This window comes from Deferrivibrio sp., assembly GCF_055117995.1.
Genome location: NZ_JBSQOT010000026.1, coordinates 1 through 13,049, shown reverse-complemented (window position 1 = coordinate 13,049; position 13,049 = coordinate 1). Strand labels below are relative to the sequence as shown.

Annotated in this window: 12 protein-coding genes; 2 read left to right on the top strand and 10 right to left on the bottom strand. The window is 36.3% G+C overall.

Translation table 11 applies throughout. The features are described 5' to 3' along the window. Positions 1 to 29: 29 nt before the first annotated feature. The 5 genes from ACTCAF_RS07750 to tpx form a co-directional block, all read right to left on the bottom strand. Positions 30 to 1,808, bottom strand: a complete 1,779-nt coding sequence (locus ACTCAF_RS07750; protein ID WP_463062718.1) for an acyl-CoA dehydrogenase family protein — start codon at positions 1,806 to 1,808, stop codon at positions 30 to 32. Between the two features lie 19 nt (positions 1,809 to 1,827). Beyond that, complete coding sequence (locus tag ACTCAF_RS07745; RefSeq protein WP_463062717.1) at positions 1,828 to 3,006, bottom strand: thiolase family protein; 1,179 nt, start codon at positions 3,004 to 3,006, stop codon at positions 1,828 to 1,830. Positions 3,007 to 3,025: 19 nt separating this feature from the next. Beyond that, entirely contained in the window at positions 3,026 to 5,416 is a 2,391-nt protein-coding gene (locus tag ACTCAF_RS07740; RefSeq protein WP_463062716.1) for a 3-hydroxyacyl-CoA dehydrogenase/enoyl-CoA hydratase family protein, read from the bottom strand. A gap of 62 nt (positions 5,417 to 5,478) precedes the next feature. Next, positions 5,479 to 7,314: an AMP-dependent synthetase/ligase gene (locus tag ACTCAF_RS07735; protein ID WP_463062715.1), complete on the bottom strand. Its 1,836-nt coding sequence runs from the start codon at positions 7,312 to 7,314 to the stop codon at positions 5,479 to 5,481. 263 nt (positions 7,315 to 7,577) lie between these two features. Further along, the gene (tpx, locus tag ACTCAF_RS07730; RefSeq protein WP_242820285.1) at positions 7,578 to 8,084 is read right to left on the bottom strand and encodes a thiol peroxidase; all 507 of its coding nucleotides are present in this window, start codon (positions 8,082 to 8,084) and stop codon (positions 7,578 to 7,580) included. Positions 8,085 to 8,192: 108 nt separating this feature from the next. Here tpx and ACTCAF_RS07725 point away from each other — a divergent pair, with 108 nt between their 5' ends. After that, positions 8,193 to 8,477, top strand: coding sequence for a hypothetical protein (locus tag ACTCAF_RS07725; RefSeq protein ID WP_242820286.1), 285 nt, complete (start codon positions 8,193 to 8,195; stop codon positions 8,475 to 8,477). Between the two features lie 352 nt (positions 8,478 to 8,829). Next, positions 8,830 to 10,149, top strand: coding sequence for an OmpP1/FadL family transporter (locus tag ACTCAF_RS07720; RefSeq protein WP_463062714.1), 1,320 nt, complete (start codon positions 8,830 to 8,832; stop codon positions 10,147 to 10,149). A 29-nt stretch (positions 10,150 to 10,178) separates the two neighbouring features. On the opposite strand, the gene ACTCAF_RS07715 is transcribed toward ACTCAF_RS07720, so the two are convergent. From ACTCAF_RS07715 to ACTCAF_RS07695, 5 genes are all read right to left on the bottom strand, one after another. After that, positions 10,179 to 10,961, bottom strand: coding sequence for an RnfABCDGE type electron transport complex subunit B (locus ACTCAF_RS07715; RefSeq protein WP_242820288.1), 783 nt, complete (start codon positions 10,959 to 10,961; stop codon positions 10,179 to 10,181). 15 nt (positions 10,962 to 10,976) lie between these two features. Next, positions 10,977 to 11,555, bottom strand: a complete 579-nt coding sequence (gene rsxA, locus ACTCAF_RS07710) for an electron transport complex subunit RsxA (RefSeq protein ID WP_242820289.1) — start codon at positions 11,553 to 11,555, stop codon at positions 10,977 to 10,979. Positions 11,556 to 11,559: 4 nt separating this feature from the next. Next, on the bottom strand, positions 11,560 to 12,189 hold the full coding sequence (locus tag ACTCAF_RS07705; RefSeq protein ID WP_242820290.1) for an RnfABCDGE type electron transport complex subunit E: 630 nt from the start codon (positions 12,187 to 12,189) through the stop codon (positions 11,560 to 11,562). A 1-nt stretch (position 12,190) separates the two neighbouring features. Then, positions 12,191 to 12,742 (bottom strand): RnfABCDGE type electron transport complex subunit G, encoded by a 552-nt coding sequence (locus tag ACTCAF_RS07700; protein WP_463062713.1) that lies wholly within the window; start codon positions 12,740 to 12,742, stop codon positions 12,191 to 12,193. After that, positions 12,735 to 13,049 (bottom strand): RnfABCDGE type electron transport complex subunit D (locus tag ACTCAF_RS07695; RefSeq protein WP_463062712.1); only part of this gene is annotated, 315 nt, incomplete at its 5' end. The genes ACTCAF_RS07695 and ACTCAF_RS07700, both read right to left, overlap by 8 nt.

The window sequence follows — 13,049 nt, the reverse complement described above, 5'->3', positions numbered from 1 at the left end:
GTTAGAAAAAGGGGCTAATAGCCCCTTTATTAAAATACGTATTTTTCAGCTTCAATAGCTGCAGCTGCCAAATTTCTCTTAGCCTGAAGAAGGCCTGTAGCATCATACTTTGTAAATCTTCTGATACCGCTTAAAATCATCATTAGGTTATCCCCCTCTTCTACAAAGAAAGCAGCCTTTCTTGCAGCCTTAGCAATAATTTCAACTGCATCAAATGTGAACACCTTAACGGCATCAGCCATAAGTACAGCTTTCTTCTCAGTTACTTTGCCAAGATTCTTTTCAGCTCTAAGCACAGCACTTTCGATTGCAAAAATCTGAATAGCAATATCAGCTAACGCCAAAAGTGTTTCCTGCTCTTTAACAATTTTATCCATAAATTTTTGAGCTGCAGCTCCGGAAACTACAAGATAAAGTGTCTTTAAGTTTTTCAGTAACTCTTTTTCAACTGCAAAAGGTGCATCTGTATCAATTTCATCAAATGACGGCGTCATAAGTGCTTCTATTGCCTTCATTGCCTCTTTCTGGAATGGCAATTCACCTTTCATTGCACGTCTTAACATCATTCCTGGAATTAGAAGTCTGTTAACCTCATTTGTCCCTTCAAAAATTCTATTGATTCTTTCGTCTCTGTAAAATCTTTCAGCAGGATACTCTTGGATAAAACCATATCCACCAAATATTTGAACAACTTCGTCAACTACTTTTGCAAGGACATCAGAGCAGAATACCTTTGAAATAGAACATTCAATAGCATACTCTTCAATCCCTTTCTGATATTCTTCATAATAGTTATCAATATTTTTGTCTATTGTTGCAAGTTTGTCGTCCAAAAGACCTGCAAGTCTGTAAATAAGTGATTCTGAAGCGTAAACATAAGCAGTCATATCAGCAATTTTTTCTTTTATTGCTCCAAATTTACTGATAGGAAGGTTAAACTGCTTTCTTTCGTTAGCGTATTTAATACCTTCAGAAAGTGCATATTTAGCAGCACCATTTACAGCAGCACCAAGCTTAAACCTTCCAACATTAAGAACGTTAAAAGCAATCTTATGCCCTTTTCCAACTTCACCAAGAACATTTTCTACAGGCACTTTACAGTTATTTAAAATAACCTGACGAGTTGAAGAGCCTTTGATACCCATTTTTTTCTCTTCAGGACCAAGCTCTAAGCCCTCAAAAGTCCTTTCAACAAGAAATGCCGTAAAATGCTCTTTATCAATCTTAGCAAAAACAGTAAAAAGATCAGCAAAGCCCGCATTTGTAATAAACTGCTTTGTACCGTTTAAAATATAGTATTTTCCATCTTCGCTTAAAGTTGCAGTGGCTTTTGCACCAAGAGCATCACTTCCTGAGCCGGGCTCAGTCAAACAGTATGCAGCAATCCATTCTCCAGTAATAATTTTTTCAAGATACTTATCTTTTTGCTCTTTTGTACCGTAATACACAAGCGGCAAAGTTCCAATACCTGTATGAGCAGCATAAGCTACAGAAAAAGAACCACTTGGTGCAATCTTTTCAGCAACCAGCATACTTGTTGCTTTATCAAGCTCAAGTCCGCCGTACTCTTCAGGCGCATCAATCATTAAAAGCCCAAGCTCACCGCTTTTTTTCATATGAGCCACAACTTTGTCAAAGTCCTGCTGGTCAATAGCTTCAATATCAGGCATTACCTCATTTGTCACAAATTCTTCAGTAGTTTCAGCAATCTGCTTTTGCTCGTCGCTGAAATCCTCAGGGGTAAAAACATCATCTTTTGAAACTTCAGTCAGTAAATATTCAGCACCTTTTAAAAGTTTCTTTTCCATAGTATTCTCCTTTATATCATTATTTTAACAATTCAAAAATTCCTGCAGCACCCATACCGCCACCGATACACATACTAACCATTCCATATTTTACATCCCTTCTTTGCATTTCACTTAGAAGAGTTGCAGTCAATTTTGAGCCAGTACAGCCAAGAGGGTGACCAAGTGCAATTGCACCACCATTTACATTTACTATATCAGGATTAATATTGAGTTCATTCAATACAGCAAGTGATTGTGCTGCAAATGCTTCATTTAGCTCAATAAGCCCAATATCTTTTAGCTCAAGGCCAGCCATTTTAAGGGCAGCAGGAATTGCAGCAACAGGCCCAATCCCCATAATTTCCGGAGCCACACCTTTAGCAGCAAAACTTATAAATTTCGCAATAGGTTTGAGTCCTGTCTTTTTTAAATATTCTTCACTTACCACAAGCACAGCTGCAGCTCCATCTGTCATCTGTGAAGAGTTACCGGCAGTTACACTCCCGTCCACCTTGAAAACCGGTTTTAGTTTTGCAAGCCCTTCAATAGATGTATCAGCTCTTGCTCCATCATCAATTGTAACTACTTCTTTGACTTTTCTTACCTTATTCTTTTCGTCAACAGATGTGTATTCTACTTCAACAGGAACAATTTCTTCAGCAAATTTTCCATCATTTATAGCCTTAATAGCTTTCATATGACTATTGTAGGCAAATTCATCCTGTTCTTGTCTTGATATATTATATTTAGCAGCTACAAGCTCAGCTGTCACCCCCATTGACGCATAAGTTTCAGGCCATTCAGCTACAAGTGATGGATTGGCACTATATTTATTACCACCCATTGGCACCATAGTCATTGATTCTGCACCACCTGCGATAATGCAGTCAGCAAACCCAGCCATTATTCTTTCAGCTGCCATTGCAATAGTTTGCAGCCCACTTGAGCAAAATCTGTTTACTGTCACAGCCGGAACTTCAATTGGCAGACCAGCTTTAAATGAAGCAACTCTTGCCATATTCATCCCCTGCTCTGCTTCAGGAAAAGCGCATCCAATAATTACATCATCAATTGTCATTGGATCTATTTCTGTTTTTTCAACCAGATATTTTATAGCAGCTCCTGCCAAATCATCCGGCCTCATATCTTTAAATTTCCCTTTTTTGGCTTTACAGCCCGCAGTCCTGTAAGCTTTTACAATATATGCATTTCTCATTTTATCTCCTCCACCTTGATTAGTTTCTAAGAGGTTTATTTTTCTTCAACATATGTTGAATACGCTCTATTGTTTTCTTCTGAGTACACAGTTTTACAAAAGTTTCTCTTTCAAGCTTAAGCAGGTACTCTTCAGATATCAAAGTCCCGGCATTTACATCACCACCGGTAATTACATCAGCAATCATCGAACCCAAATACTCTTCATACTCAGTTATAAATCCACCCATCTTCATATTCCATAACTGACTCTTAATACTTGCAGCCACACTTCTTCCAGGCGCCTTCAGTTCGGTAAGTGGTTTTTTAGGTCTATAATTTTTTGACATAGCAATAACTTTCATTTTTGCATCATAAATAAGTCTGTCAATATCCATAGTAACTGTATCGTTATCATCCATATATCCAAGTTCATAAAGCTCATAAGCACCCATTGACACTTTAGCCATTGCTATATTCATAAAGTTTTTAAATATAAAAGGGGAAACGTCAGTATTAAATTTTTCTGCTTCCTGAATTGCTCTAATGGCCATCTCCTTGGTGCCTCCTCCTGCCGGAAGAAGACCAACACCTATTTCGACAAGCCCCATATAAGTTTCTGCGTGAGCATTTATGGCATCGGCATGAAGACAAAACTCACACCCTCCACCAAGAGTCATATTAAATGGAGCTGCAACTACAGGAACGTGTGAGTATTTTATAGCCATTGCAGCATCTTGAAATGCTTTAACCATCATATTGATATCATCAAAGGCACCTTCAGCTATTGCAACTGCAAGCATTGCCAGATTTGCACCTACAGAAAATGCCTTCCCCTGATTAGCTATCACCAACCCAACACCTTCCTCTTCGGCACGCTTGACAGCTTTTTTAGTCATTGAAAGAATATCACCGCTTATAGAATTCATCTTGGAATGAAATTCAAGGCAGAAAACGCCGTCACCAAGATCAATTATTGAAGCACCTTTATTACTCTCAACAACTTTACCCTGTCTTTTTAAAATATTAAGATTTATAGTGGTTTCTTTCTGTTCAAGTTCCTTATACTCACCTGCAATTATGTCATAATAGTACTGCTTTGAATTTTCAAATTTATAAAATGACTCAATGTTTTTAAGAGCCTCTGGTACAGCAACACCATCTTGTTCACATTTTTTAACAAATTCTTTGACACCTATTGCATCAAATATTTCAAATGGCCCAAGCTCCCAGTTATAACCCCACTTCATCGCGTTATCTACATTTACAATATCGTCTGATATTTCAGGGATTCTTTTGAACGTGTAGATAAGGCCATCTCTCAAAAGCCTCCATGCAAACTGGGAAGCTTTATCATTCCCATTTACCATTACCTTTATCTTCTGTCTTACATCATCAAGCTGTTTTGTTTGGCCTACCGATGCAAATTTAGGTTTAACAGATTCCTTAAATTGTCCGTCCTTGAGATCATAGTAAAGAGTAACTCTTCCTGACTCATTTTTGACTTTTTTATAAAACCCCTGTTTTGATTTATTCCCCCAAAGTCCGCTATCAACCATTTTCTGAAGAAATTCAGGTATCTTATAGATATCTCTTTCATCATCTTCCTTTAAAAGTTCGTAAGAGTTTTTACCGATATGAACAATAGTATCAATACCTACAAGGTCAGCCAATTTAAAAATGGCTGTTCTTGGCATACCTATTGCAGGTCCTGCCGCCTGGTCAGCTTCCTCAACAGTCATATCAAGATCCATGAGATGTTTGAACGCAGAGTAGATAACGTAAACGCCAATCCTGTTACCTATAAAATTAGCTGTATCCTTGGCATATACGATACCTTTACCTAAACGTTTACTGATAAATTCGGACATAAAATTAACAACTTCATCAGAAGTGTATCTGGATGGCACTATTTCCATCAACCTCATATATCTTGGCGGATTGAAAAAGTGAGTCACCAAAAAATTTGGCCTTATCTTTTCAGGTAAAAACTCTGCCATTGTGTTTACAGATAAGCCACTTGTATTTGTTGAAATAATAACATCATCCCTCTTGAGATTAGGAACAACCTTTTCCACAAAAAGCTTTTTCTTGATTTCCATATTTTCCACAACTACTTCTACAATCCAGTCACAGTCAGAAATAAGGTGCATGTCATCTTCGAAATTACCTACTTTTATATTTTTAGCAAAATCCTTAAGATAAAATGCAGCAGGCTTCATTGATATGAGGTTATTCAAAGCATTGTTGACTATCCTGTTTCTGAATCTTTTGTCACTTTCCGTAACCCCCTGAGCCTTTTCCTCTTCTGAAAGCTCTCTTGGAACTATATCCAGCATTACAACATCAAGCCCGGCATTTGCAAGGTGTGCGGCAATAGTTGCCCCCATTACGCCGGCACCCAAAACTGCAGCCTTTTTAATTTGCTTCATCACAGTCCTCCATATTTTATTATACTGAACAGTAATTCACTTACTTATAGCACACTTTATCTTTACGTGCAAGTAAAACAATCACCATTTTCATCATAAAGGCACTCAATCTTATCTTTATATTTTTCATATATTACCCTTCTCTTAAGTTTCAAAGTAGGTGTCAACTCACCACCATCTATGGTAAACTCAACTGGCACAAGAACAAATTTTTTGATTGTTTCATATTTGGCAAGTTTTTTATTCACCTCATCTATCCTGCTTTGATATAATTTTAGTATCTCTTCTTTGGTGACAAGATCTGATGCATCAAGATAGTTTAACTTATTCTCTCTTGTAAATTCATAAAGTCTCTCAAAGTTAGGTACAATTACTGCAGTCAGATAAGGCTTTTTGTCACCGTACACAAATGCATTACTTATATATTTATCCAGCTTTAGTTCATTTTCTATCGGCTGAGGTGCTATATTCTTGCCACCTGATGTAATTATCAGCTCCTTCAGCCTGTCTACAATATAAATAAAGCCATCTTCATCTATCCTTCCTACATCCCCGGTCTTAAACCATCCATCCTCTGTAAACGCCTCTTTTGTAGCCTCTTCATTCTTAAAGTATCCAAGCTTTGTCACCATCGGCCCCTTTAGTAGCAATTCATCCTGTTCTCCCAACTTTGCATACGTTTCCTCAAACAGCGTCCCAACTGAGCCAAATCTTACGTGTGTAAAATTATTGATACAAACTCCCGGGCTTGTTTCTGTGAGGCCGTATCCTTCAAAAATAGGAACACCTATCGCCCAAAAAAACTCATTTATCGTCTTATCAAGGGGAGCACCACCTGAAACACAATATCTTATTTTACCACCAAGTCTTTCCCTTATCTTGCTAAAAATCAACCTGTCAAAAAACTTCCTTTTCATTCTAAGAAAGTTATCTCTTTTACCCTCTATATATTTCTTATGGACATACTCTTGGGAAACCTTTATACCTGCATGGATAAGGTTTTTTTTGAATGTAGGCATTGAGTGAATATTTTCAAATATCCTGGAATACATCTTTTCGAAAAGTCTTGGCACGCTAACCATTGCAGTCGGTTTAATTTCAACCAGGTTATCCGGCACTTTTTCAATGCTTTCTGCATAAGCAATTGTTGCTCCTCTGTAAAACGGTATATAATAACCAACTGCCCGCTCTAAAACATGGCTTAAAGGAAGAAAACTTAAAAAGATATCATCCTTGTTGACTTCTGGGATTTTTTTGGTGCCAAGTATAATTTCAGATATAAAATTATAGTGCGTCAACAACACCCCTTTTGGAGTACCTGTAGTCCCTGAAGTATAAATAATTGTCGCCACCTCTTCTGTATCCATATTGCTGTAAACATTTTCAATTGCCGCCTCATCAACAGGGTCAAGATCTTCAGAAATCTCCATTAGTTGCAACATAGAATCAGCCGGAAAAATTTTATGGGTAAGAAACCTGTCAAAAGTCACAACACGCTCAAGGAATTTTAATTCATCCTTGATCTGAAATATCTTATTATACTGAGTCCTATTAGAAACAAACAATACCTTTGCTTCAGAATGATTCAAAATGTATTTAATCTGCTCCGGTGTACTGGTAGGGTAAATAGGCACATTTATTGCGCCAATAGAGAGTATTGCAAAATCTGCCTCAGCCCAAAATGGTCTGTTTTCAGAAAGAATCGCAATTTTATCACCCTGTTTGACACCAAGCCTCATTAAACCTCTGGCAGCCATCATTACTTTAATATAAAACTGTTTAAAGGTAATATCTTCCCATTTCCCCTTTCTCTTAAACCTGAAAGCAGGCTTATCAGGGTAAATTTCAGAGTTTTTTTTCATAATTTGCGGTAAAGTTTTAAATTCAAACTCCAACATAAAGCCCCCTTATTTTTATGAACGAGCATTCATTCAATACAAGTAAAAAGATAATTTGTCAAGTTTTAAAAACATATTTTATTTTAATATCCATTTACATTAATCTATATAAATATTTTTAATTTTCAATAAAATTAATCAAAACTCTATGAGATTTTATAAATATACTTTTTGGTATTCAGAATTAACGCAACATAGAAGAGTCTAATCAAAAAAATATTTTATTATGAGGTCAAAGACGGGGCAAGCTGCCCCATAACAATTTAAAGATTATCCAAAAAAGCAAACAATTTTTCATAATCAGGATGCTCAGTTACCTCTTTTACAAGTTCATAGTAAACAATTTTATCATCTTTATCTATCACCAATACCGCTCTTGCAAGTAACCTGAGCTCTTTAATAAGCAGCCCATAGTTTTGGCCAAAACTTGCATCCTTATAGTCAGAAAGCCCTACCACATTTTCAATCCCTGCAGTCGTACAAAATCTTTTTATCGCAAACGGCAAGTCCATACTGATATTAAGCACCACAGCATCTTTATATTTGGATGCTTTTTCATTAAACGTCCTCATCTGCATATCGCATACAGGGGTATCAAGTGAAGGGGTAACACTAATTATCTTCAGTTTACCACTATAGTCCTGCAAGGATTTAGGAGCAAGCCCCATATCTACAACATTAAAGTCCGGAGCATTGTCTCCCACTTTGACTTCATTCCCAAAAAGTGTAACAGGATTGCCTTTCATAGTTATCAAACCTTTTCTTTCCATATTTACCTCCACCAAATTTGATGATATATTTTAGCATCATTTACAAAAATTAAAAACATTATTTGAAATTATTTTTTCATTTTGGTAAAATTAAACAAGAGGTGCAAAATGAAAAGGACATTGATAATCGACGATAATGTTAGCGAAGGTAAATTTCCAAATGCAATAATTATTTCAAGAAAAGACGCTTTCAAAATTATAAATCTTAAAGACGGAGAGGAAATTGAACTTTCCGGGAAATATACTACAAAAGCAAAGCTTGACGGCAATAAATACATTTTCTCCGGGCTGACATTTGAATATATTGAAATTGAAAAGGAAAAGGCAGATGCTATAATCAATAAATTTTATTACATCGGACAAAAACTTGCACCGGATAAACCCAAAAAATAACTTAAAGTACTACTCCAATATATAATGTTTAAACCAAAAACAGGATTAAATATCATATTGTTAGACAATACAAATAATCTAACAACAAATAAGTCTTATATCCCGTGCCCTACAGGTGCGCACGCATTTTATATATAATAAAATATTCAACAAATAAAATAAAATAAAATTTAATTACAAAAATATCTTAACGGTTAAATCATAAAATAATCCAACAAAATTAAAAATTAGACTTATTTTACAAAAGGTTGAATAGTCATTCATATCAAAACATAATTTTATAATTAAAAAATAAATCTTGGATTATTAAAAATTATATATTATAAAGTGCTATAATTTTGAAGGAGGTCATATGAAAAAATCATTTTTTCACAAACTGTTTTTACTTTTTACTTTAATTACCCTTCCTGCATTGGTTTTTGCAAACGGTTTTCAAATCAATGAACAGGGTGTAAAATCACTTGGGATGGGTGGAGCTTTTGTTGCTCAGGCTGATAACCCTGATGCTGTTTATTATAACCCTGCCGGAATCACTCAACTTGAAGGTGCTCAAATTTCTCTTGGTCTTTCTCCTATCACACCTACTGTAACATTTGACAGTGACCAAACTGGAAAGTCAACAGATGCAAAAAAACAAACTTTTTATATCCCCATTTTTTATGCTACACTTAAGGCTACCGACAGAGTTAGCGTTGGATTTGGAACTTTTTCCAACTATGGTCTTGCTACCGAATGGCCAAGCGACTGGGAAGGTAGATACATCACAGGTGGTACAAAGGCTGAAATCGTAACACTAACATTAAATCCAAACATTGCATACAAACTTACTGACAAATTAAGTATTGCAGTTGGTCTTGATATTCAAAAATTAGAAGTAACTTTAGCAAATAAGCTAAAATTAATAAAAGCCGATATTAATGGTGACAATAATGACGAAACTATTCTTTTAGATAGTGACGGTGATTCTGAGCTAAGTGCAGATGACTGGGCTTATGGTTATAACATAGCGATACATTATTCTATTACTAAAAACTGGAAAGCAGGTATATCTTATAGAAGCAAAATCAAACATGAAATTAAAGATGGTACCGCTGATATAAGCGTTCCAACCGGAACAGTAATTGAAGATGGAACACAAACTCCCTCTATGTCATTACAAAAGACTGGCTCGACTAACTTAACCCTACCTGATATACTTTACATTGGAACATCTTATAAATTAGGTAAATTTACTTTTGAACTTGATGGACAGTGGACAGGTTGGTCTTCATACGACAAGCTTGAAGTAACTTTTGAAGATGGTAGTGTTCAAAGCAAGCCTAAAGATTGGGATGATGTATGGGCTATTAGATTCGGTATGCAGTATAAAGTAAACGACATGCTTGATTTAAGAGCAGGATTAATAAGAGATTACTCTCCTATTCCTGATGAGACTCTTGACCCACTTGTATCATCTGGAGACAGATGGCTTTATGCACTTGGATTTGGCCTGAATTTTGAAAACTTAAGCATTGATTTTGCTTACAACTATCTTGATGACGAAAACAGAACATTTAACAACAATGTTGGTAGCGAAGCTCCTTATGGAATTACTGCACCTCAAATGACTGGTGAGTTCAAAAGTGCTGACGCTCATATTTTCGGAATCAGTGTAACTTATAGATTCAAATAAAATAAAAGCCGGTCTTTGGGCCGGCTTTTTTAATATCTATTTATTGCCTTCGTCGGACAAACTTCTTCACATTTTCCGCAATTAACACACTTTTCAGGATTAATTTTGGCAACATTACCATCCATATCAATTGCATTTTCTGGGCAATTTTTGATACATAACCTGCAGGCAATACAACCTACTGAGCATGCTTTTTTCGTATCTGCTCCTTTATCCATTGACCTGCAGTTTACAACAAATTTTTTATCAACAGGCAAAAGCTCAATCAAATTTCTTGGACAAGCTTTCACACACATTCCGCAGGCAGTGCATTTATCTTCAATAACGACAGGGATTTTATCATCCCCCATATAGATTGCATCAAAACTGCAAGCTTTCACACAACTGCCGCCGCCAACGCATCCAAAAGTACACTGTTTTATTCCACCTGCCAGAAGGGTAATACTATGGCAGTCAGAAGGTCCATAATAATCATATTTTTCAAGGCATTTATCCTTACCACCGCGACATCTGACCCTTGCAACATTTTTTACCGTAGCTCCAACTTCCACACCCAGAATTACGGCTATTTTTGCAGCAAGCTCTGCACCACCTACGGGGCAAGATGTCGGCTTAGCCTTGCCACTTGCAATAGCATCCGCAAGGGCTGAGCATCCAGGTAGTCCACATCCGCCACAATTTGCCCCAGGCAAAATTTCATTTATCTCCTGAACCTTTGGGTCTTTTTCCACAGCAAATTTTTTTGATGCGTATAAAAGACCAAGACCTGCAACAAAACCGGTTGTACCCAACGTAACCAAAGCTTCTATCATCTTATTTACCTCTTCCTATTTTACAAGTCCGCTAAAGCCCATAAAGGCAAGTGCAAGTATACCAGCAGTTATAAACGCCACGGGCAAACCTCTGAAATATTTAGGAACATCTGACAGGTCTACCCTTTCTCTGATACCTGCAAATAGAATCAGAGCAAGACCAAAGCCAATGGATGAACCTATTGTAAATACCAACATTTGAATAAAAGTATATTGAAGCTGTATATTCAAAAGAGCAGCACCAAGTATTGCACAGTTAGTGGTAATTAGCGGCAAAAATATACCAAGGCTAGCATATAGACCAGGTGAAGTTTTTTCAATAACCATCTCAACCAGCTGTACCAAAGCTGCTATAACAAGAATGAAAACAATTGTCTGCAAATAAATTAATCCGAATGGGTTAAGCACGGTATATTGAATTATCCATGTTACAATACCTGCAACAGTCATTACAAATGTAACAGCCATACTCATCCCGATGGCTGTCTCGAGCTGTTTTGAAACACCAAAAAATGGACATATACCTAAAAATCTGCTTAAGACAAAGTTATTAACCAATACCGCGCTGATAAATATTAATATTAGCCCTGTCATGATTCTACCCTACTGAACAATGCTCTTTTGGAGCATTTTTTATTTTTCTTCTATCTTCAATATAATTTATTGCAAACATTATAAATCCCAGTGCAATAAATGCCCCTGGAGGCAAAATCATAACAATTGCCGGCTTAAACCATTCACCTGTAACAGTAAAACCAAGAATTGAGCCATTGCCCAATATCTCCCTCACACTTCCAAGAATAAAAAGTGCAAAAGTGAAACCTAATCCAATACCTATACCGTCAAAAATAGACTTCACAACAGAATTCTTTGATGCAAAACTTTCAGCCCTTCCCAAAATCATACAGTTAACAACAATTAATGGAATAAAAAGTCCAAGTACTTTATGGATATCATGAAGATAAGCATTCATTACCAAGTCAATTACTGTCACAAAACTTGCAATAATTACAATATAGGCAGGAATCCTTACTTTTGAAGGAATGTAATCCTTTACAATTGAGACCACAATATTTGAACATATAAGCACAGCGGTAGACGCTAAACCCATAGCAATGCCATTAATTGCAGATGTTGTAACAGCAAGAGCAGGACACATACCCAAAACCTGCTTAAAAACAGCATTATTTTTCCACAATCCCTCTTTAAATATTTTAATTAGCGACATTTTACTTCCCCAAAATTTTGTCATCTATAAATTTCAGTCCATTTGCAACAGCCTCGCTGACCGCTCTTGGACTGATGGTTGCTCCACTGAACTGGTCTATAATCCCACCATCTTTTTTTACAGCAATATTATCTTTTGCTGTTAGCCCTTTGAAAAGGTTTTTAAACCACTCATCCTCAATTTTATCACCAAGTCCTGGTGTTTCTGCGTGTCTTAAAATTTCAATACCTGTGATTTTACCATCAGTAGAAACAGCTATAAGTACATCTATATCTCCACCATAGCCCTTACTGCTCGTCGATTTGATTGCATATCCAACAACTTTATCATCCATTTTAGCAATATATATATTTTGACCATCGACAATATTAATATCTTTGTCGGGCTCATTGTTATAATTTGGAAAAACTTTTACCAGAGCCCTCAAAAATTCCTGTCTGTAAGCCTCTGCTATTTTATCTTTGGTTGAAGAATATACAAAAGATAACACAAAAGCAGCTATTGCAGCAATTACAGTAAGTACTATCACCATTTTAAAGTTGTTATCACGCATTGGTAGCCTCGCCAAAACTTTTAGGTCTTATATAAAAATCAATTATAGGCACAAAAGCATTCATTATCAAAATCGCAAATGAAACCCCTTCAGGATAACCGCCAAATAGCCTGATTACTGCCGTAAGTACCCCGCAACCTATACCAAAAATAATTTGCCCTTTTTTAGTAACAGGGCTTGTTACCATATCAGTGGCCATATAAAATGCACCTAACATAAGTCCACCAGTAAAAAGGTGCACCATGGGATTTAATGTCTTGTCAGGATTTATTATCCAGTAAGGCACAATTATGATAAGAAAAGAAAT